This is a genomic window from Litoribacterium kuwaitense, from assembly GCF_011058155.1.
GTDB classification, from domain to species: domain Bacteria; phylum Bacillota; class Bacilli; order Bacillales; family DSM-28697; genus Litoribacterium; species Litoribacterium kuwaitense.
In genome coordinates this window covers 1-21,884 of sequence record NZ_JAALFC010000011.1, presented here as the reverse complement: position 1 = coordinate 21,884, position 21,884 = coordinate 1, and the positions used below count along the sequence as shown (strand labels likewise).

Here is a 21,884-nt window from a genome sequence, read left to right as displayed (position 1 = left end):
AAACATGAATACAAATCGCATTAGCGGCCTTGCCAGTGGGATGGATACAGAACAAATCATTAGAGATCTAATGAAAGCTGAACGTCTTCCACTTGATCGAATGTATCAAAAAAAGACAATCATGGAGTGGCAGCGTGATCAATACCGTGAAATTAATAAGAAACTGCTAGAGTTGCGCGATGCGACTTTTGATTTCAAGCTATCTAGCACCTTTAGCTCCCGTAATGTAGCTTCATCTAACGATACATTTGTGACTGCGACGGCCAATTCTAACGCCTTACTCGCATCGTTTAATATCTCTGAAGTATCACGGCTTGCTACAGCCGCCCAACGTTTAAGCACACAGTCCATTGAAAAAAACGGTGAAACGATCGACCTAAACAAATCTCTCTGGTCACAAAAAGGTTCGTTCGATCAGATGCCAGCTGATCAATGGAGAAAAGGAGCTGTCGAATATGGTTCCACAGTTACAAACGCATCAGGACGTACGTTTTCTTTCCTAAAAGGAGATATTAAAACGACAAACGGACAAGCAGAAGCCGTTGTCAAGGTTGATGGTCAAAGCTTTGAAGTGGTAACGGGTGTTGATCCTGCGACATTAAACGAGAATCAAGTTCTCTTAGATACGGCAAGCGGAGAGCTGACGTTCGGGAAGACAATCGACAAGCAATCACAAATTGACGTCAATTATGTTGCGAACAGCCGCACAGACTCCTTTACCGTGGGAGAGGAGCCGTCATACAATTATAATCTCGCTCGAAAATCGATTGCTGGAGAAGCGGGTGCAGGCAGTGTGTTAAGCTCTGTGCAAGTAACAGTGGATGGTCAGGACTATACGGTCGTGACAGATCTTAATGAACTTGAATCAGGAGCAAACCGCGTGTACTTAAACCAGGAGACGGGACAGTTAAAGTTCTCTACATCAGATGCAAATATCGCTGAAGACGCAAAGATAGAGGTGACGTATCAACAAAATTACACTTCCGCATCTTTTGGTGTCTATGATGAAAATGGAGAAGAGCAGAAAACGTCTTTATTTATTCAAGGCTCAGACAGCTTCTCAACCTTCATGTCACAATTAAATCGAGATGATACTGGCGTTAAAGCGTTTTATGATGAATTTACAGGTCGCTTTTCATTAACACGCTCAGAGTCGGGGAATTTTAATGACGCTGGGGATGAGATTAATCTCTACGGTAGCTTTATGAACGATATTTTGAAGCTTGGCGCTGAGACAGGCGGAGAAAATGCTAAATTTACGATTAATGGGATTGAAACAGAACGCCGTAGTAACCAATTCACACAAAATGGCGTGGAGTTTCAATTAAACAGTACGTTTACTCAAGCTGACGGTCCTGTAACCTTAACTGTAACAAATAATTCTGACGACGTCTTTGAACGGATTAAAGGCTATGTCGAAAAATATAATGAGCTAGTTGATTTAGTCAATTCAAAAACGATGGAAGAACGCTACAGGGATTTTCATCCACTGACGGATGAGCAAAAGCAAGAAATGACAGAAAGACAAGTTGAGCTTTGGGAAGAAAAAGCCCAAAGTGGTCTCCTGAAGAGTGATCCAATGCTAAATGGCCTCTTGTCAGGTATACGAATGGACTTGTACGGTAAAGTGGAATCAAATGCAATGAATAGTCAATTTGATCAAATTTCCGAAATTGGCATTACCACTTCTCCAGACTATTTGTCAGGAGGAAAACTGGTCATTAATGAAAGCAAACTAAAAGAAGCTCTGCAGACAGATCCGGAATCCGTGGAAGCACTGTTCAACGCTTCTGGAGAGTCAACAGCTAAGCAAGGAATTGCCCAACGTTTGTATGATACAATGGACTCATATATGGAGCGTATTACAGATAAAGCTGGACGTTCGACGATGACAAATGAACAGTTTAGTTTAGGAAAAAAGATTGATGATATGAGTTCACGAATGGAACGCTTTGAAGACCGGTTAACGATGATCGAAAACCGTTATTATCGACAGTTTACGGCAATGGAACAAGCGATCCAGCGCAGTAACCAACAGGGTGCGTACATTATGCAACAGTTTGGCGGGGGCGGGATGGCTTAACACCAGTTTTCGCCTAGAAGTAAGGAGTGAATCTCTGTGACAATGCAAAACCCGTATCAAGCATATCAACAAAATAGTGTGACGACCGCGTCTCCCGGAGAGCTCACATTAATGTTGTACAACGGCTGTTTAAAATTCATCGCTCAAGCGCGTGAAGCAATGAATTCAGGTCAGCAAGAAAGAAAAAATGAGCTGCTCATTAAGGCTCAAGACATTATTTCAGAGCTTAGTATAACGCTAAACGGCACGACTGAACTTTCCCAACAGATGCAGACGATGTATGAGTATATTCAACACCAGCTCATTCAGGCAAATACACATAACAGTCAAGAAGCGCTTCAAGAAGCAGAAACTTATGTAAAAGAGTTTGTGATACGTGGAAAGAAGTATTAAAAGAGGTTCGAAAACAGCAATTTGCAAAAGGCGGACATGCGTAATGAGTATTCGCGAGATCTATGATCGGACACAAGAGTTGTTAACGATCGTAAATCGTTCTGTGACTGAGGACCGGAGAGATGCGATGCTTCTCCATATTGACCGCGTTTTAAGCGAACGAGAAGAGCTGTTAAAAGGTGCAGCTCTTCCAGCTCCAGTTACCACTGAGGAGAAAGAGATCGCTCAAAAGATTGTAGCGATGAATGAAGAAATTCAAATACAGCTACAAAAACATTTAGAGTTAGTCGAGCGCGACTTAAAAAAAGTGCGCCATCAACAAACAAATGAGAAAGCATATCATCAGTCTTACACCGCAAACGTCGACGGGGCCTTTTTCGATTCCCGTCGATAAGTTGGCGGTTTTTTAATAAGTAAACGAATTATTCTAATAAATCATATTTGACAATATTTTTCGTCTTCTGATATAGTAGAGTAGAAAGATGAACAAGCTATTTGAAGGGAATGTGAATGATGCAAGGTAAAGTAAAATGGTTTAACGCTGAAAAAGGCTATGGGTTTATTGAAAGAGAAGATGGAGATGACGTTTTTATTCATTATTCAGCCATTCAAGAAGATGGATTTAAAACTGTTGACGAAGGTCAAGAAGTCGAGTTTGATATTGTAGAAGGTAACCGTGGCCCACAGGCTGAAAATGTTACAAAAAAATAAAGCAACTGTGAATTTGCAGAGACCTGACAGTTAAAGCAAGTCTCTTGGAGTGTAGAATAAGTCTAGCCAGACGTTTTCTGCACTCTTTTTATCGTTTTCTGACAGAAGACTCCCACTTCAAGAAATGTGTAGGGCGTTGCCCACGGAGACATGGAAGAGTAAAAATGAACGAAGAAACAAACATCATAAATGAATTTAGGAAATATTCATCTTGGTTAAACACATTAGAAGATATGGATGAAACATTATGGGCTAAACCAGTAGCTAAAGATCGATGGTCTGTCAGTGAAATCATTGCGCATATTATATATTGGGATAATCACCTCTTATCCGAAGTTCTCCTCTCAGTACGACATGATAAGGGGATGACGTTTCCTGATTTCGATACACAGAACCAAAAAGCAGCTGATTATGCAAAATCAGGAATTTCCCAAGCAAAACTACTTGAAGAAGCAAGAAACACTAGGGAACACTTTATAAGAGAGCTGAACGAACTGCCGACCGACATGTTAAACGCATCATCATCAAGGTCAAATTATACCTTTTCTAGAGGCAAGCAATTTGCAGTCGATTCGATTTGGTTTTTGCTGCACTTCTTGTTATGAACTGTTGTATCATTACAATTTTGACGCGTTTAAAAAACTTTGTTCGACGACTTTGATTAAATGCTCAATCTCTCCTTTTTTGTAATCAATGGAACAAGTAGGGAAACAATGAGTTGCTATCCCATGATAACCTTCCAACCACCCTCGCAAGCAAATATGTGTTTTAACGTGACTTAAATCTGTCCTTTCTCCTCTCCATGAGATCTACAGCATTAAACTCACCTGTAATTTTCAACAAACCTTCACAAATCTATGACAAAGTGATGTTCAATGAGAATCAAGCGTTTACAGAAGTGAGAAGCGTGGTATTATATAAGTGTAGTAGACATACTACTTACAGATGAAACAAGGAGGGGTTTATTCATGCAAAGCAATATTCGCGGGGAAAACATCGAGGTTTCAGATGCACTAAAAAATTATGTCGAAAAGAAAATGAACAAACTCCAAAGATATTTTGAACAGCCCATTTTTGAAGCAAATGTAAGACTAAAAGTTTACAACGACGAACAGCATGTCGAAGTGACAATTCCAATGTCACGTCTAACGCTCCGCGCGGAAGAAATCCATGCCGATATGTACGCGGCGATTGACCTTGTTGTAGACAAATTGGAAAGACAAATCCGTAAACATAAAACGCGTGTCAATCGAAAGTATCGTCAAGAAGGATCTCCTAAGCATGTATTTGCTGAAATCGAGAAAGAAAATGGTACGTTATTAACTGAACAAGAAGAAGATCAATTTGAAGTTGTTCGTACGAAACGGTTTAATTTAAAGCCAATGGATTCTGAAGAAGCAATTTTGCAAATGAACATGCTTGGCCATACATTTTTCGTGTTTACGAATGCGACAACAAACAACACGAATGTCGTATATAAGCGAAAAGATGGAAAATACGGCTTAATTGAGCCAAGCTAAAGACTGTTATTCAAATGCACCTGCTGACCACACCATTTTGAGTGTGGGCAGCAGGTTTTTTGTCGTTCTTGCGATGGCATGTTACCAAGACTTGTGGTCGCTATCGGATTCATGAACTGAAATATCAGCGACAATGTCCGTTTATCAAGAATACAAATGTATGAGTTAAGAAATTCACATGTACTTATAGAGGGGTGAAAATGACAATTTACCCAATCTGTTTGGCAAAAGACTTGCACTCTCTCGCACTTACATTTCAAACATAGCGCATTCAGCCAAGTATCTTTTGCGAATGATTGTGACCTTAGTGGCACTGCATCCTAGAAAGTGTTAAAATAACGAGTAGCCCATGAGAGAGAACGATGTGCTCTATTAGGCTTCTACATATATAGAAGATCAGAAAATTTAATGGGTGTCGGTCAAGAACGATACGAGGGCATTTCGTAAACACAAGGTCACATAACCTTTACATTGTCTCAAAAGGTCGGTTTGTTAGAAAAAGATCGATCAGTGAACAGCCTGTTTGCAACAAGCAATGTAGTAGAGGAGCGTATATATATGATAGGTTTATTAAAAAAAGTGTTTGGCGATGGAAATCAACGAGTGGTCAATAAGCACCAGAAAGTCGTTGAAAAGGTTGAAGCATTAGCCGATGAATTTAAACAAAAGTCGGATGAGGAATTGCGTCAAATGACAGATGTGTTAAAGGAGCGTATAGAGCAGGGGGAGTCCCTTGATGCTATCCTTCCTGAAGCGTATGCGACTGTTCGCGAGGCTTCAACTCGTGTCTTAGGTTTAACGCCGTACCCTGTCCAGATCATGGGTGCGATTGCGCTCCATGAAGGAAATATTGCTGAGATGAAAACGGGTGAAGGGAAAACCTTGTCCGCGACGATGCCTGCCTATTTAAATGCGCTTCCAGGTGAAGGTGTCCATATCGTTACAGTCAACGAATATTTGGCCCAGCGTGATGCGGAGCAGATGGGACAACTGTTTGACTTTTTAGGGCTGACAGTTGGTTTAAATGGCAACGGTTTGACGAAAGAAGAGAAAAGAGAAGCGTACGCAGCGGACATCACTTACGGGACAAACAATGAGTACGGATTTGACTACTTGCGCGATAACATGGTGTTGTATCCACATGAAAAAGTTCAGCGGCCTCTTAACTATGCCATCATTGATGAGGTAGACTCTATTTTAATTGATGAGGCAAGGACGCCATTAATTATTTCTGGCTCTGCACGTAAGTCGGCGACACTCTATCTTCAGGCGAATATGTTTGTGTCGCGGTTAAAACACGAAGAAGACTATACGTATGATGTTAAAACAAAAGGTGTTCAGCTGACTGAAGAAGGAATCAACAAGGCAGAACAAACATTCCACATTGAGAATTTATTTGATATATCGAATGCATTACTTTTCCACCACATCAATCAGGCATTGCGTGCACACGTAAGTATGCATCGTGATACCGACTATGTTGTCCAAGAAGGAGAAGTTGTCATTGTTGACCAGTTTACTGGCCGTTTAATGAAAGGGCGTCGATATAGCGACGGTCTTCACCAAGCGATCGAGGCGAAGGAAGGACTCGATATCCAGAACGAAAGCATGACGCTCGCAACAATTACCTTCCAAAACTATTTTAGAATGTATAAAAAGCTATCAGGGATGACTGGAACAGCAAAAACAGAAGAAGAAGAGTTTCGTAACATCTATAACATGAACGTGACCGTCATTCCAACAAACCGTGAAGTCGTTAGAAAGGATTATCCAGACGCTGTTTATAAAACGGTTGAAGGCAAGTACCGTGCGATCGTCGAGGACATCGCAGAAAAGCATAAAAATGGACAACCCATTCTTGTCGGTACAGTTGCGATTGAAACGTCAGAAATTATTTCCAAGCTTTTAAAGAAAAAAGGCGTGCCACATCATGTGCTGAATGCAAAAAATCATGGACGTGAAGCGGAAATCATTGAAAATGCGGGTGAGCGCGGAGCCGTCACAATCGCAACCAATATGGCCGGTCGTGGGACAGACATTAAGCTTGGTGAGGGTGTGTCTGGGCTAGGCGGATTGGCTGTTATCGGTACTGAACGTCACGAAAGTCGTCGGATTGACAACCAGCTGAGAGGACGTTCTGGTCGTCAAGGTGACCCAGGGGAAACGCGCTTTTACTTATCTATGGAAGACGAGTTAATGCGTCGATTCGGCTCTGATAATATGCGTAATATGATGGAACGGCTTGGGATGGATGATGAGCAGCCGATTGAAAGTAAACTCGTCAGTCGTGCCGTGGAGTCTGCACAAAAACGAGTCGAAGGCAACAACTTTGATGCCCGGAAACAAATCTTGCAATATGATGATGTGCTTCGCCAGCAAAGAGATGTCATCTATAAGCAGCGTGATGAAGTGTTAACTTCAGAAAACCTCGCAGAAATTGTGACCCGAATGATTCGTTCTACTCTTGAACGAGCGGTTGAGGCGCAGACGGGCTCAGACATTGAAGAAGAATGGAATCTCCAAGCGATTGCCGATTATGTCAACGCCAACTTTTTCGAAGACGGCGCGTTTACCGATAAAGATTTTGCGGGAATAGAGCCTGATGAAATGGTCGAGAAGCTGATGGCTGAAGTAGAGAAGCGACTAGCAGAAAAACAAGAGCTTATTGAACCAGAACAAATGAGGGAATTTGAAAAGGTCATTCTCCTTCGTACTGTTGACCAAAAGTGGATGGATCATATCGATGCAATGGATCAGTTAAGACAGGGGATTCATTTAAGAGCTTACGGGCAGAACGATCCGTTACGTGAGTATCAAATGGAAGGCTTTCAAATGTTTGAGACGATGGTTGCTTCGATTGAGGAAGATGTCAGCAAATATATTATGAAAGCCCAAATTCAACGAAATTTAGAAAGAGAACAAGTTGTTGAAGCTCAGTCGGCCGTTCATCCAAAAGAGGGTGAAGGGACAGAGGCTAAGAAAAAGCCATTGAAAAAAGAGCTTCGCGTCGGCAGGAATGACCCATGCCCATGTGGTAGCGGTAAAAATATAAACATTGCTGTGGGGCGCAAGGTTAATCGCAAAAAGTAAAGGTGGAAAGTTGTATGGACATAACAGAAATGAAGCAGTTGTTGGAAAAACTTGAAGCACGCCTTCAAGATTTTAGGGGGTCTCTTTGACTTAGAGACAAAGGAGAAACGAATTGCTGAATTGGAGCTAGAAATGACAGCCCCTTCGTTTTGGGATGATCAGCAGGAGGCTCAAAAGGTCATCAATGAAGTGAACGGTTTAAAAGAGATTGTGCGCGGGTTTAACGACCTGCAAGAAACATTTGAAGACCAACAGGTGGCCTATGAGCTTGTTCGTGAAGAAGATGACGACGAACTGCGCGCAGACTTAGAAAAAGATTTAAAGCAGTTGAATAAAGACTTTAATCAATTTGAGCTTGAGCTTTTATTGAGCGAGCCGCATGACAAAAACAACGCCATTTTAGAATTGCATCCTGGTGCAGGCGGGACAGAGTCGCAAGATTGGGCTTCGATGCTCCTAAGAATGTATACCCGCTGGGGGGAGCGAAAAGGCTTTAAAGTCGAAACACTCGACTACTTGCCAGGCGATGAAGCAGGTGTTAAAAGTGTCACGCTCCTCATTAAAGGACATAATAGCTATGGTTATTTGAAAGCAGAAAAGGGTGTGCACCGTCTCGTCCGTATTTCACCGTTTGACTCTTCTGGTCGCCGCCATACGTCGTTTGTATCTTGTGAAGTCATGCCAGAGTTTAACGATGAAGTCGATATTGACATTCGTCCAGATGACTTGAAAATTGATACGTATCGCTCAAGCGGTGCTGGCGGTCAGCACGTCAATACGACTGATTCGGCCGTAAGAATTACACATACCCCTACAAACACAGTTGTGACATGTCAATCAGAGCGCTCACAGATTAAAAACCGTGAGCGGGCGATGAAAATGCTACAAGCAAAGCTGTATCAGCTGAAAATTGAAGAACAGGAAAAAGAATTGGCTGAAATCCGTGGCGAGCAAAAGGAGATTGGTTGGGGAAGCCAAATCCGCTCATATGTCTTTCACCCTTATTCGATGGTGAAAGATCATCGAACAAATGTTGAAAATGGCAATGTCCAAGCTGTCATGGATGGAGAGATTGATTCGTTTATAGATGCATATTTGCGTTCTCGCATTAATGTGTAAATTTGTGGAAAAAACTGACTCCGAGGAGTCAGTCTTTTTTCGTTTATAGAGGGTTCGTCTTAGTAACGTATTAAAGAAACCTAAAGTTGACAGCATGGAAGTCATCTATTCAGGTTAACTTAACCATAAGGGAGGAAAAGGTATGGTAAAACAATGGCTCCCATACGTGTGGATTGTAGCTGGTGCGGCGGTCGTTGCCTTTTCATTTAATTTATTTCTGTTGCCAAACCAGATTGCGTCCGGCGGGGTTAGTGGGATCAGTACACTTACATATGAATTGTTTGGATGGGAGCCTGCATACGTCCAGTGGGCCATCAATATTCCGTTATTCATCTTAGGCGTCGTTTTGCTCGGGCGGCTATTTGGAGTGAAAACCTTTATTGGTACCATTCTCTTGCCGTTCTTTGTGTATCTTTCAAAGGATTGGCCACCTTCAACGCTTGATCCGTTGCTTGGTGGACTTTTCGGAGGACTTGGTGTCGGTAGTGGACTTGGAATGGTTTTTCGAGGAGGCGGCTCTACAGGAGGGACGGATCTTGTGGCTCAGATTGTGCATCGTTTTTTTGGTATGTCTCTTGGGAAAGCCGTCGCCATCATTGACGGTTTAATTGTGATAACAGCCGCTTTTTCTTTTGGACTTGAACGTGCGCTTTATGCTTTAATCGGCCTATATTGTACAGCAAAAGCAATTAATCTCGTCCAGCTTGGGGCGCACGTATCAAAAACAGCAATCATCATTACGAGCAAGGAGAAAGAAGTGATGAAAGCCATTTTGGAAGAGGTTGATCGGGGAATTACACGTTTGACAGGGTATGGAGGATTTACGACTGAAGAGCGTACGGTATTAATGACCGTTGTCCATCAGCAAGAGTTCACAAAGTTGAAACAAACGGTCAAACGCGAAGACCCATCAGCGTTTATCGTCATTTTGGATACGAGTGAAGTACATGGACAGGGTTTCATTCAGGCGTAAATTGGTTATACTATATGTAGCCATTTTTTTCATGGCAGTAAGACAATGTAAAGGGGATTTGGAAATGAAGAAGCAATTAATGGCATTATTGTTTGGGACGACGCTCGTCTTGGCAGCATGTGGAGGCGGCGGTGAAGAAGCACCTGCAGAAGAGCCTGCGACTGAAGAAGAAGATGCTGGCGGCGATGAAGAAGCAGATACGTCAGGCGAATCCGTTGCAGTAGGTGAAGAAGTGTATGCGCAAGCATGTGCCTCTTGCCATGGTGACAACCTTGGTGGAGGAGCAGGTCCAGCTTTAACGAATATCGGTTCAAAAATGGATGCCGACCAAATTCGTGATATCATTGCTTCCGGTCCAGGAAACATGCCGCCAAACGCAGCCGAAGGCGCAGAAGCTGACGCTGTTTCCGAATGGTTAGCTCAACAAAAATAATCTGACTCGATGCAGCAGCATCGGCCTAAGAGTGTAGACGAAGTGTAGCATGACTTTGTCCGCACTCTTTTTTACATCTCAGACCGCTAAACTGATTAGAAAGTAAGTACAAATAGTAAAGTTAGATGAGTTAGCAACATAGTGATTCAAAAAAACTCAGTAACTCAGTCTCCAGTCTCACTTCACAAGTGAAAAAGCCACCTTACTTTCAACATTGCCGAATCAAGCCGATATATAAACTATGAAATGAAATTGTAACAAATTCCGCCATTAATTTTTTCTGAATCAATGTTATAATGAGACAAGTACAGTCAAGTGAATACAGATGCAGACATGACATCTGCAGAATAGACATCTTTAGACATTTCAGAGCGATATACAGGGGATGAACGATGATTACGATGAAAGATGTACATAAAACGTACGCGAATGGGGTCGTCGCTCTCTCTGACATTTCGGTTGATATTCAACCAGGAGAGTTTGTTTATATTGTCGGACCGAGCGGAGCAGGAAAATCGACGTTCATGAAAATGATGTACAGAGAAGAGAAACCATCAAAAGGAACGATCGAAATTAATCAAGTTGACTTAACAAAACTGAAAAATCGACACATCCCACAGTTGCGAAGAAATATCGGGGTTATTTTTCAGGACTTCAAACTCTTGCCAACGCTTACAGTCTATGAAAATGTAGCGTTTGCGTTGGAAGTGACCGAAGAGCACCCGAAGCTAGTCAAACGTAAAGTGATGGATGTACTTGATCTCGTGAGGCTGAAGCATAAGGCGCGCTTTCTACCACACGAGTTGTCAGGTGGCGAGCAACAACGTGTCTCAATTGCGCGTTCGATTGTGAATAGACCAAAGGTAGTTGTAGCAGATGAGCCGACCGGCAATCTGGATCCTGCGACATCATGGAGCATCATGGACATTTTAGAAGAGATTAATGATCGTGGGACAACGGTGATCATGGCTACACACAATAAAGAAATCGTGAACACCGTCAAAAAACGCGTGATTGCTATTGAGAACGGCCGTATAGCGAGAGACGAACTAAGGGGAGCATACGGCTATGAAAGCTAGAACATTTGCAAAACAAATGAAAGAGGGGGTAAAAAACCTCGGTCGCAACGGATGGATGACGTTTGCCTCTATTTCCGCGGTCACTGTGACACTTTTGCTCGTAGGGTCATTTTTATTGCTTGTTTCAGTATTAAATACTACGGCAAATGCTGTCGAAAGTGACGTCACGCTGCAAGTTCTCATCGATACAGATACGACTGAAGAAGAACAGAGCGCTTTAGGGAATAAGATTGAGAACTTAGGAAAAGTAGCAAAGGTGGAGTATTCCACTAAGGAAGAAGAGCTTGAAAAAATTATCGAAGGCTACGGCGAACAAGGACAGGCATATGCAGCAATGAAAGAGATGGGGGAAAATCCTCTAAACGATGTGTTCATTGTGTATCCGCTGTTTCCACGAGATATAGAACATATTCAAGAGGCCATTGAGTCGTTTGATCACGTATTTTTAACCGTCTACCAAGATGAAACAGTAGGGCAATTGTTTCAATTTATGGACTACGCGAGATATGTAGGCATTGCTTTAATCGTCGGTTTAATTTTCACAGCGATGTTTCTTATTTCCAATACAATTAAGATTACGATTTTTTCTAGGCGAAGAGAAATTGAAATTATGAAGCTCGTTGGGGCAACAAATTCATACATACGCTGGCCGTTTTTTTTGGAAGGCTTATTTTTAGGGATATTGGGCGCGATCGTACCTATTACCATTTTAGCCCTTGCCTTTTACTACATTATTGATCTGTTATCTGGTCAAAGTCTGATTGTTACCCCGGATTATCAAAGTAGTATCATGCGCTTATCTTTTATCCTTGTCGGAATTGGGGTCGTTATTGGAGGATTTGGAAGTATGATTTCCATCCGGCGCTTCTTAAAAGTCTAATTTAATCTACGCAGGAAGGAGCTAGAAGCAATAGTGAGCACCTTTCAAAAAAGGTTGACATGGTTACTGATTTTCGTATTATGGTTGGCTGCTGGACCTGTTCAGATTGCAGAAGCGAATGCAGAGCTGGAGCAAAAAAAGAATAACAACTTACAAAAACAAGCTGAGGTTGAGGAAAACAAAAGTCAGACTGAAAATGAAATAAATGAAAATCAAAGCGAGCAGAAGAAGATTGATCGGCAAATTCGCGAGCTCGATGATCAAATCGCGGAATTGTCTCAAGATATAAGGCAAAAAGAACAAGAGATTGCCACGACTGAAGCAGAAATCAAACAGCTTCAAGAAGAGATTGCTGAATTAAAAAAGCGCATTGAAGAAAGAGATCAACTGATTAAACAAAAGCTTCGAGCCGTTCAACAAAGCGGTGGGCAGATCAGTTATTTAGATGTACTTATGGGTGCAAACAATTTCTCTGACTTTGTTACACGTGCTAACAATGTCACGACCATTGTCAATTATGATAAGCAGATGATGGAGCAACAAATGGCTGATAAACAAGAGTTAGAAGACAAAGAAGCAGAAGTGAAAGAGAAGCTCGCACGTTTAGAAAAACAACTGGCGGAGCTTGAGGACTTAAAGCAAGAGCTCAGCAAGCAAAGGGAAGCAAAAAATGAATTAATGAAACAGCTTGAGGAAGAAGAAGTCGATCTAAGAGAGAAGAAAGAATCATTAGAAGAAGAGAAAGCGATTCTAAAAGCACAAGAATCAGCAATTGAAGCAGAGATCGATGAATGGGAGCGTCAAGAAAGGCTTCGAAAAGAACGTGAACGTCGGGCACGTGAGCGTCGCGAGGCACAACAAAATGGCCACAGCTCAGTGGGTGTGGGAGAAAAGCCACCGATTAGTTCAGGTAAATTTATGAGGCCAGCCAATGGACCAGTAACTTCTGAATACGGTCAGCGCTGGGGAAAGCTTCACGCCGGAATTGACATCGGAAAACGTGGCGCATCTGTACCGATTGTAGCGGCAGCGAATGGAACGGTTTTCCGTTCAGATTATTCTATGTCATACGGGAATGTCGTTTTTGTGACCCATAACATTGACGGTCAAGTGTATACGACTGTTTATGCCCATATGGAAAGCCGCATAGTGAAACCAGGAGAAGTCGTCAATAAAGGGGACACACTCGGGTATATGGGAAATACGGGATATTCTCTCGGTGCCCATCTGCATTTTGAGATTCATGAAGGTCCTTGGAATGGGGCAAAATCAAATTCAGTGAACCCACGAAACTACGTTAATTTTTAATGTTGTTACATAAAGGACGACGCAGTTAAAGTGAAGGCGAGGGCTTAGCATCCCTTTGTCTTCACTTTTTTAGCAGGATTAACGTATAGCCGGCGTCCGTCAGTAGTTCTATTAACTCGTCATCTGCGGTCTAAAACAATGAGTGCGTAGAAACAATGTCTTTGCCTGCAATAATAAGTTGCTTTAGGCTACTCATTTTACTGCCGTCTCGCCATCAAGTCGCCCTTAAATGTTGAATCAATGAGTACTAGAATGATATAGAAAAACCTATACCGATCTATTCATTGACCGCCAGAAAGAGGCGGTTTTTTATGCGCAAAATCCTCAGTATCTGCAGCCTTGATCTGCTTAATATAATAAATGACGAAAACACAAGATAAACAAAGAGAAACAACAAATTTACATTAAATTAATATTGTGATCATTGTATGTTTACAAAAGTCTAGTACATTTATAACTGTAGAACAAACTAAAAACAACAAAAGCAACACTAAGCAACAGATGGTATTACTTTTATTTTGTATTTCACAGTCATATGACGTGCGCAACGCTAATGGTTTTTTTAGGCACAACCTGATGTCCTGAATATTGCAAGATGTTGCTTTGTCGCGAGAGGCTTAGAAGTAGTAAACATTTGAAAGGTGGATGAACAATGAACAAAATTGCAGGTGTCATTTTTGATTGGGCAGGAACGACGATTGACTACGGTTGCTTTGCCCCATTACACGTCTTTGTCAAAATCTTTGCTGACAAAGGCGTCAATATTACGATTGATGAAGCACGCAAGCCAATGGGATTGTTAAAAATTGAACATATTCGGACGATCACGGAAATGCCAAGAGTGCGAGAGGAATGGGTGTCCGTTCTTGGAACAGAACCAACAGAAGAAGACATTGTCGCAATGAACAATGCGTTTGAACAACAATTATTCAAAGTATTGCCTGAATATACAGATCCACTTCCAGGTGTTTTAGATGTCGTGGCTGAGCTTCGTAACAGAGGGCTGAAAATTGGCTCTACGACAGGCTATACGCGTGAAATGATGGACGTCGTCGTTGAAAAGGCGAAAGAAAAAGGCTATTCTCCGGATTTCTATACTACTGCAGAAGATGTGAAGGAAGGCCGTCCGGCGCCATGGATGTGCTATTACAACGCAATGCAATTAGGAATCTATCCTATGAATCGTTTCATCAAGGTTGGCGACACAGTCAGTGATATGAAAGAAGGACGCAATGGTGGCATGGTAACAGTCGGCGTCATTTTAGGAAGCAGTGTCCTTGGGCTTTCGCAAGAAGAAGTCAACGCATTAAATGAAGGTGAGCTCAAAGAAAAAATGACAGCTGCACGTCGTACCTTTGAAGAGGCAGGAGCACACTACGTCATCGATCAAATGGAAGACTTACTGCCATTGCTCGAGCAAATTGAAAAAGAAGAAGTTCACGCTCACGCTTAACAGGAGGTAAGAATATTGAAAAACGAATATTTATTACTGACGCCAGGACCGTTAAGCACAACTTCACGTGTAAGAGAAGCGATGCAGCTAGACTTGTGTACATGGGATGATGATTACCTTGAACTTGTCCAAAGCATACGTGAAGCGCTTGTTACACTTGCCACGAAAGACACAGCATCTTATACAGCAGTCTTAATGCAAGGGAGCGGTACGTTCGGAGTCGAATCAGTCATTGGTTCAGTCATGCCGAAAGAATCTGGAAAGCTTCTGATTGCGACAAATGGTGCATACGGTGACCGTATTGCTGAAATTGCCGACGTTTTGGGCATTGAGACTGTGGTTTGTAGGGCGGAACAGCAGAAACCAATTGATGTCAACGCAGTTGAACAGCTATTGAAAACAGATCGCGATATCACACATACGATCGTCGTTCATTGTGAGACGACAACGGGAATTTTGAATCCTGTGAAAGAGGTATGTGCACTTGCAAAGACATATGAGAAGACGACGATCGTTGATGCGATGAGTAGTTTTGGCGGTATTGAGATCGATGTTGCCGAATGGAAGATCGATTTCTTAATTAGTAGTGCCAATAAATGTATTCAAGGCGTCCCTGGTTTTAGTTTTATCATTGCAAATAAGGAAAATTTACAAGCATGTAAAGGTCAAGCCCGATCATTATCTTTAGATTTATATGACCAATGGAAGACAATGGAGGAGAGGCAAGGAAAGTGGCGTTATACATCACCAACGCACACTGTACGAGCTTTTAAACAGGCGCTCCTTGAGCTCGAGGAAGAAGGCGGCGTTCAGGCAAGGTTCGCAAGATATACGCAGAATCAAAAAACGCTCGTACACGGCATGACTCAAAATGGATTTACACCATATATCGACGAAGCACATCAGTCTCCAATGATTACGTCGTTTATTTATCCAAATGAATCATTTGATTTTAATGAGTTTTACAACCGACTTAAAACAGAAGGTTTTGTCATTTATCCAGGGAAAGTTTCAGAAAAAGAGACATTTAGAATTGGAAATATTGGCGACGTTTATCCACATGATATAGAAAGACTTGTAGAAGCAGTTAAACAATATATAAACGGATAAAGGAGTTTTAAAACATGAAAGTATTTTGTTTAGGTGGCGCAGGAAAAATTGCTCGGGAAGCGACTTTGGATTTAGTACAGCATTCAGATTTTGACGTCATTACAGTTGGCGACTATAACGAAGAAGAAGGGAAGAAAGTCGTTGAATGGCTTGATGATCCCCGTGTAAGCTTTGTGAAGGTGAACGTTCACGATCATGCAGATACTGTTGAAAAGCTAAAAGGTTATGACATCGTTATGGACGGAACAACCATTGCTTTAAATGGTAAAACAACTGCTTGCATCGCGGAAGCTGGTTGTCATGGAATTAATTTAAACGGTTTTGGTGAAGAAGATAAGCATCATGACACATTTATCGAAAAAGGAAAAACATGCCTTCCAGGGTTTGGAATGACGCCTGGTCTCACCCAGCTTATGGCAATGCATGCAGCCAACCAGCTCGATACGGTTGAGAGCGTCCGGGTCAGTCACGGCTCATACCGTCCGATTGCTTTTTCAAAATCGATTACAGAAACGACAACTTACGAATACGATCCAGACCTACCTGGCCGCGTCGTTTATGAGAATGGCGAATTCGTTCAAGTTCCACCATTCGCTCGCCCGAGAGAAATCACTTTGCCTGAGCCGTACGGGGTGGGGACGCAATATATCATTCCGCATGCTGAGACGAGAACTTTAGCGAAAGCATTAAAGTCAAAAGGAGTCAATTTAATTGAAGTGCGTGGAACGTGGCCGCAAAAAATATGCGCTTAATTCGTGCCCTCTATGAATATGGTATTCTACGAAATGATGAAATTGAGGTTGGTGGTCAGAAGGTTGGCATTATGGATTGTATCGGTCAATATTTACACCAATCTGAGGAAGGTAATACGACAGAACTTTATGGTTACTCTCTCCATGTAGAAGTCATCGGCAATAAAGATGGTGAAACGGTCATGCACACACTGACGCATACACATCCAGCATCTGACGGATCTGTAGAAGGGTGGGAAGGTCTGCGCGCCTATACGCGAAACGTCGCAACACCATTTGCCATTGCAACGGAAATGGTCGCAAAGGGCTCAATTCATCAACAAGGGATTGTTATTCCAGAAGAGGCGTTTCCTGAGCCACAACCGTTTTTTAAAGAATTGGAGAAACGTGGTATAGTAGTTCATGAAACGAAGGAAAATATAAGCATTCCTACAAATGTTTAAAACTAAAGGTGAATGATAAATGTCACTACTTGCAGAAGAACGTAAAAAAACCATCTTGCTCGACTTAGATAGGAATGGCAAGGTGCGTGTCGCAGACCTTGCGGAACAGTTTAACGTGTCTACAGAAACAATTCGCCGTTATCTTGAAGAGCTTGAGGACGAAAAGAAGCTGAAGAAAGTTTATGGTGGTGCAGTACGAATCGAGCGGGGCGGAGAACCGACGATGTTTGAGCGGGAAATTCTTCGCATTGATGAGAAAAAAAAGATCGCTCAAAGTGCATTACAGTTTATCAAAGATCGTGATGTTATCATTATTGATGAAGGAAGTACTCCCTTACAAATGGTAGAAGGGCTTTGTCAAAAGCGACAACTGACAGTCATTACAAACTCCTTTTCCGTGACGTCGATGCTCATTTCGTATACGAACAAAAACCTTTTTGACGGTGAAATCATTTTTATCGGCGGAACTGTGCAGCCATTACACTACCGTACTGGCGGTTCTTTATCCGGGAAATTTGCCTCTGATTTTTATGCAAATAAAGCATTTATCTCAGCTGATGGATTAGATCATCGCAAAGGTGTGACGAGCTACAACTTAGAAAAAGCCCAAATTACTAAAGTCTTTATGAACAATGCCACCGAATCGTACTTAATGGTTGATCACTCAAAGCTAAATGCCATTGCACCATACAAGATTGCAGATTTTATTCAATTCGATCACATTATTACCACCGGAGACTTTCCAAACGAATGGGACAATGAGATGATCAAAGAACGGTGGGTTCAATGTTAGTGGGGATAGGCATTTGCTCAACTGCACAGCGGCTTCAAGATCAATGATGAAATACAATTACATGATGATGTCTACACAGAGAAGGTATAGGAAACTATGCCTTCTTTTTTTTAACTAAAAGCAAATCTTATTCCAAATTTAGCGAGATAAAATATATTAACAAGACTTAACAAAGGTAGCAGAATTTTTACATAAGACCTAAATTTACTTAATATAAGTTCAATACAATGTAATTACAATCAAAAACAACTAAAGCAATGATCGTAATGTTTTTTTATTATGGTTCTAGCAATTGTAAAGGGATTGAAAGAGAAAACTTGTCGTCTATAGACTCGCAGTGTTCATTTTCATTAAACAGACAAACTTTTGGGAGTGAGAACAGTAATGAAGAAGAAGAAACGGGCAGTAACTGGATTGTTAGCAGTAAATTTAGCGGTAAGTGGTTTAGCTATCACACTTTCGGAACCTGTGAATGCGCTTGCCACAAGTGAAGTGATGGCGAAGGCTGAGAACATCAACAATCTAGCAAATCGTAGCGATCAGGATCATGCAAATACATCCAGTACCCCAAAAGATGAAAACATAGAGTCAGCTGACCAAGGTAGCGACAATCAGAATACAGATGGTGAAGCATCAGAAAGTCATGGTGAGGGTACAGAAACGGTTGATGAAGATCAAGAATCAGTTGGAGAAGCACTAGACAATGATGAAGGCGATACAGAAACGGTCGACCAAGGTCGTGGAACTGAAGATGCTGGTGAGGAAGGGGCATCAAGTAGTGATGGCGACAAAGAAGCGAGCGACCAAGGCACTGCGCCCTCTGAAGAAGGATCGACAGCCAGTGAGGATGGATCAGAACTGGTTGACCAAGGCACTGAAAACGAAGATTTGAATTTGGAATATGAAGAAAATAGTGATACTACCGAGGAATTTCAGGAAATAGAAAGCATTGAGTTAGAACAGGCGCTTGAGAAAACAGGCGAAGAAACTGCTGAAAAAGGTTTGCCTTTAAATAAAGTCAGCTGGGAAGTTGTTTCAGTAAGTAGTTATGAAGATAGCCCTGAGACTTTACCGGAAAATGCTTTTGATGATGATGCGTCTACACAATGGGACTCTGCTTGGGAAGGCGAAGATTATCCTCACGAAATCGTCATCGATACCGGCAGGGTGCAATCGGTGAATGGTCTTGGATACGTAAGGCGTCAAGATGGCAATCCGAATGGAAACATTAAAGAATATGCGTTTTATGTGAGCGAGGACGGGGAAGATTGGGGCGACCCTATTCTTGAAGGAGCATTCCCCGATGAAGATACCGAGGCTTTTGTACCGTTTGAAGACACGCAAGCACGCTACGTTAAGCTTGTCGCACTAAGTGAACATACTGGCCAAGAATGGGCGACGATTGCAGAGTTAAATCTTTATAAAGACCCTGAAAATATTGATATTAATGTTGAATCCGTGGAAATGAACAAGGAATCAATTGAAACACAACAGGGCGATGTACGTTCGCTGACTGCTAACGTGTTACCGCTCGAAGCAGAAAATAAAAATATGACGTGGACATCTAGCAACCCCGATATTGTCAGCATTCATGAGCTTAGTGAAATCAGTGATTCTGTCATTTTAGACAGCGTAAGCTCAGGAACAGCAACAATTACGGTGACGACAGAAGACGGAAACAAAGTGGCGAGTACGACAGTGACTGTTGAGGAGCCGCCTAGCATTTCACTTGACAATTTAAACCATTATTACGGCTCGTTCCACGAACATACATCTTATACAGATGGGTCGGGAACACCGGAGCAAGCATTCAAATATGTAAAGGAAAATGGTCGCGCAGACTTTATGTCCATCTCAGATCATATGTCCGGCATTTCACAACAAGAGTGGCTTAACACTGTGAAAGCAGCCGAAGAAGCAACAGATGAAAGCTTTTTGGCGTTAGCTTCTACGGAAGGCGGTCTGAATGACATGTATATTGATGAAGACGGCCAAGAAGTGAACAACGGCGGGGAAATTACCGTGCACGGTTTTGCGGACTATTCGGTGCTCCGAGGAGGGCAAGGTCAACTCCCAGTTGCGAAAGGAATGGACGGATGGGTTGACTCATTGGATAATTCGCCGAATGCAATTGGCTTGATTACTCACCCTCAGGAAGCCGGGTGGCCAACAGACAAACTGTGGAATTCGTACAACCAGTTTAGAGATTATTCTGAAGAAGCAGATGAAGTGATCGCTGGTGTAGAAACATCGAACGACAGTAGCGGACCATACAATCTTTTGCACGAGTTCAGCTATCCGATGGCGCTTGATCGCGGCTGGCGTGTTGGTCCGGTAGCCGTTGGGGATTCTCATGTCGGTGAATGGACGACAAAATGGGATACTCGAACGGTGATTTTAGCACCGAAGTTGGATACGTACCACCTTCATGATGCGCTTGAGAATCAACGCTTTTACGCAACAGAAGATCATAATACAAAGATGAATTTTACGATAAATGGTGAACTTATGGGCTCGACATTGAATGAAACAGAACAAAACTACGACATCAATGTCGTTTTGGAAGACCCAGACCAAGAGACAGATGAACAGAAGTTTGAGAAAGTGGAAATTATTTCTGACTATGGCAGAGTTGTTCATAGCGAAGAAGTCGATAGCCACAATGTCAACCTTGATATTGAGCTTACGTCTAGCACATCTCGTTATTATTTCGTACGTGCGGTAAAGAAAAACGGCAAACGCGTTTGGTCAGCGCCAATATGGACAGGAAGAGACGCCGATCCAATTGAAAAAGAGCAGGACAAAGGCGACCGTATCGAACGGAGTAGCTGGGAAGTTGTCTCTACAGAGAATGAAAAGGCTGGTACAGTTGACAAGGCATTTGATGGAGACGTGAATTCCTCATGGGAAACGACAGCCCCAACCGGAGAAATCGTTGTCGACATGGGTGAAACGAAAGCTGTCACAGGGTTTGGCTTTAAACGTAACCAAATCCCGTACATGAGTTACGAAGAAACATACAAGCTGATGCGCCACGTGAAGTATTACGTTAGTAATGATGGTGAAAACTGGGAAGAAGTTGTCGATAAAATCGTGACAGGCTGGGGAGAAGAAATCTATACCCCAATCGCAGAGACTGAAGCACGTTACTTTAAAATTGAAGGTTTAGATTCAATTGGTGGAGCTAAGGTCGCTGCGAGTGAGGTCTTTGCTTACGAAAATGGCAGTATGAGTGAAGAGCCAGGCGATGGCGGTGAAGAGCCAGGCGACGGCGGCGAAGAGCCAGGTGACGACTCCGATGACAAAGACAAAGACAAGGATAAAGACAAAGACAAAGACAAAGACAAAGATAAAGATAAAGACAAGTCCAATCCTGCCCAGCCTAAAGAAGGCAAGCTTGTCTTAGAGCCTACAGTGTCTAAAGATAATAAGGAAGCAATCGTTGAGCTTTCTTTAGAACAGTTGGAGATCCTTAAAAAGCAGGCGAAAGCAAATACTCAAGGTGTAAAACAGGTTCAAGTAGAGCTGAAGTCTACTGATGATGCCGAGGAATATACATTAAACATGTCCAGTGATCTATGGACAACGGACGACGCTCTAGATCTTCAAGTGGTCACTCCATATGGCACGGTGATCATGCCAGCCGATGTGCTAGGAAAGAATGTGAAGGCAAAAGCTGACGTTGAGCTTCACTTTAAACGGACTGCTGGTCAAGGGTTTGTGTTCAACGTTGAAGTAGACGGA

General features: G+C 42.3%; 16 protein-coding genes and 2 pseudogenes. All 18 read left to right on the top strand.

What is annotated here, in order from left to right:
• The first annotated feature begins 4 nt into the window (after positions 1-4).
• Positions 5-2,083 carry a flagellar filament capping protein FliD gene (gene fliD, locus G4V62_RS08135; protein WP_165201064.1) on the top strand — a complete coding sequence of 693 codons (2,079 nt, stop codon included), beginning with the start codon at positions 5-7 and terminating at the stop codon, positions 2,081-2,083.
• A gap of 36 nt (positions 2,084-2,119) precedes the next feature.
• Positions 2,120-2,520, top strand: a pseudogene (gene fliS / locus G4V62_RS08130) (flagellar export chaperone FliS).
• Complete coding sequence (gene fliT / locus G4V62_RS08125) at positions 2,520-2,870, top strand: flagellar protein FliT (RefSeq protein WP_165201062.1); 351 nt, start codon at positions 2,520-2,522, stop codon at positions 2,868-2,870. The pseudogene fliS and the gene fliT overlap by 1 nt, the downstream one beginning before the upstream one ends.
• A gap of 119 nt (positions 2,871-2,989) precedes the next feature.
• Positions 2,990-3,187 carry a cold shock domain-containing protein gene (locus G4V62_RS08120; protein ID WP_165201160.1) on the top strand — a complete coding sequence of 66 codons (198 nt, stop codon included), beginning with the start codon at positions 2,990-2,992 and terminating at the stop codon, positions 3,185-3,187.
• A gap of 164 nt (positions 3,188-3,351) precedes the next feature.
• On the top strand, positions 3,352-3,792 hold the full coding sequence (locus G4V62_RS08115) for a DinB family protein (RefSeq protein ID WP_165201060.1): 441 nt from the start codon (positions 3,352-3,354) through the stop codon (positions 3,790-3,792).
• A gap of 363 nt (positions 3,793-4,155) precedes the next feature.
• Positions 4,156-4,707 (top strand): ribosome hibernation-promoting factor, HPF/YfiA family, encoded by a 552-nt coding sequence (hpf, locus tag G4V62_RS08110; RefSeq protein WP_165201058.1) that lies wholly within the window; start codon positions 4,156-4,158, stop codon positions 4,705-4,707.
• A gap of 558 nt (positions 4,708-5,265) precedes the next feature.
• Positions 5,266-7,797 carry a preprotein translocase subunit SecA gene (secA, locus tag G4V62_RS08105; RefSeq protein WP_165201056.1) on the top strand — a complete coding sequence of 844 codons (2,532 nt, stop codon included), beginning with the start codon at positions 5,266-5,268 and terminating at the stop codon, positions 7,795-7,797.
• A 14-nt stretch (positions 7,798-7,811) separates the two neighbouring features.
• Positions 7,812-8,916, top strand: a protein-coding gene (gene prfB, locus G4V62_RS08100) for a peptide chain release factor 2 (protein WP_165201054.1) whose coding sequence is annotated in 2 segments (ribosomal slippage) — positions 7,812-7,883 and positions 7,885-8,916 — 1,104 coding nt in all. Because the reading frame shifts where the segments join, the coding sequence is not laid out codon by codon here.
• A gap of 142 nt (positions 8,917-9,058) precedes the next feature.
• A complete protein-coding gene (locus tag G4V62_RS08095) occupies positions 9,059-9,889 on the top strand; it encodes a YitT family protein (protein WP_165201052.1) in 831 nt (276 codons plus the stop codon).
• A 64-nt stretch (positions 9,890-9,953) separates the two neighbouring features.
• Positions 9,954-10,322, top strand: coding sequence for a cytochrome c551 (gene cccB, locus G4V62_RS08090; RefSeq protein ID WP_165201050.1), 369 nt, complete (start codon positions 9,954-9,956; stop codon positions 10,320-10,322).
• 392 nt (positions 10,323-10,714) lie between these two features.
• Positions 10,715-11,401 (top strand): cell division ATP-binding protein FtsE, encoded by a 687-nt coding sequence (gene ftsE / locus G4V62_RS08085; RefSeq protein ID WP_165201048.1) that lies wholly within the window; start codon positions 10,715-10,717, stop codon positions 11,399-11,401.
• Positions 11,391-12,281, top strand: coding sequence for a permease-like cell division protein FtsX (gene ftsX, locus G4V62_RS08080; protein ID WP_165201046.1), 891 nt, complete (start codon positions 11,391-11,393; stop codon positions 12,279-12,281). The genes ftsE and ftsX overlap by 11 nt, the downstream gene beginning before the upstream one ends.
• A 33-nt stretch (positions 12,282-12,314) precedes the next feature.
• Complete coding sequence (locus G4V62_RS08075) at positions 12,315-13,589, top strand: murein hydrolase activator EnvC family protein (RefSeq protein ID WP_165201044.1); 1,275 nt, start codon at positions 12,315-12,317, stop codon at positions 13,587-13,589.
• Between the two features lie 652 nt (positions 13,590-14,241).
• A complete protein-coding gene (gene phnX, locus G4V62_RS08070; protein ID WP_165201042.1) occupies positions 14,242-15,042 on the top strand; it encodes a phosphonoacetaldehyde hydrolase in 801 nt (266 codons plus the stop codon).
• 12 nt (positions 15,043-15,054) lie between these two features.
• Positions 15,055-16,152, top strand: coding sequence for a 2-aminoethylphosphonate--pyruvate transaminase (gene phnW / locus G4V62_RS08065; RefSeq protein WP_165201158.1), 1,098 nt, complete (start codon positions 15,055-15,057; stop codon positions 16,150-16,152).
• A 14-nt stretch (positions 16,153-16,166) separates the two neighbouring features.
• Positions 16,167-17,415 (top strand): annotated as a pseudogene (locus tag G4V62_RS08060) (saccharopine dehydrogenase family protein).
• Complete coding sequence (locus tag G4V62_RS08055; protein WP_165201040.1) at positions 17,367-18,140, top strand: DeoR/GlpR family DNA-binding transcription regulator; 774 nt, start codon at positions 17,367-17,369, stop codon at positions 18,138-18,140. The pseudogene G4V62_RS08060 and the gene G4V62_RS08055 overlap by 49 nt, the downstream one beginning before the upstream one ends.
• Before the next feature lie 384 nt (positions 18,141-18,524).
• A partial coding sequence (locus tag G4V62_RS08050) for a discoidin domain-containing protein (RefSeq protein ID WP_165201038.1) occupies positions 18,525-21,884 on the top strand: 3,360 nt, incomplete at its 3' end.

What these genes read in the sequence shown, in the direction of transcription:
- fliD (WP_165201064.1), top strand. Translation starts at nt 5, where the DNA reads ATGAATACAAATCGCATTAGCGGCCTTGCCAGTGGGATGGATACAGAA.
- fliT (WP_165201062.1), top strand. Translation starts at nt 2,520, where the DNA reads ATGAGTATTCGCGAGATCTATGATCGGACACAAGAGTTGTTAACGATC.
- G4V62_RS08120 (WP_165201160.1), top strand. Translation starts at nt 2,990, where the DNA reads ATGCAAGGTAAAGTAAAATGGTTTAACGCTGAAAAAGGCTATGGGTTT.
- G4V62_RS08115 (WP_165201060.1), top strand. Translation starts at nt 3,352, where the DNA reads ATGAACGAAGAAACAAACATCATAAATGAATTTAGGAAATATTCATCT.
- hpf (WP_165201058.1), top strand. Translation starts at nt 4,156, where the DNA reads ATGCAAAGCAATATTCGCGGGGAAAACATCGAGGTTTCAGATGCACTA.
- secA (WP_165201056.1), top strand. Translation starts at nt 5,266, where the DNA reads ATGATAGGTTTATTAAAAAAAGTGTTTGGCGATGGAAATCAACGAGTG.
- G4V62_RS08095 (WP_165201052.1), top strand. Translation starts at nt 9,059, where the DNA reads ATGGTAAAACAATGGCTCCCATACGTGTGGATTGTAGCTGGTGCGGCG.
- cccB (WP_165201050.1), top strand. Translation starts at nt 9,954, where the DNA reads ATGAAGAAGCAATTAATGGCATTATTGTTTGGGACGACGCTCGTCTTG.
- ftsE (WP_165201048.1), top strand. Translation starts at nt 10,715, where the DNA reads ATGATTACGATGAAAGATGTACATAAAACGTACGCGAATGGGGTCGTC.
- ftsX (WP_165201046.1), top strand. Translation starts at nt 11,391, where the DNA reads ATGAAAGCTAGAACATTTGCAAAACAAATGAAAGAGGGGGTAAAAAAC.
- phnX (WP_165201042.1), top strand. Translation starts at nt 14,242, where the DNA reads ATGAACAAAATTGCAGGTGTCATTTTTGATTGGGCAGGAACGACGATT.
- G4V62_RS08055 (WP_165201040.1), top strand. Translation starts at nt 17,367, where the DNA reads ATGTCACTACTTGCAGAAGAACGTAAAAAAACCATCTTGCTCGACTTA.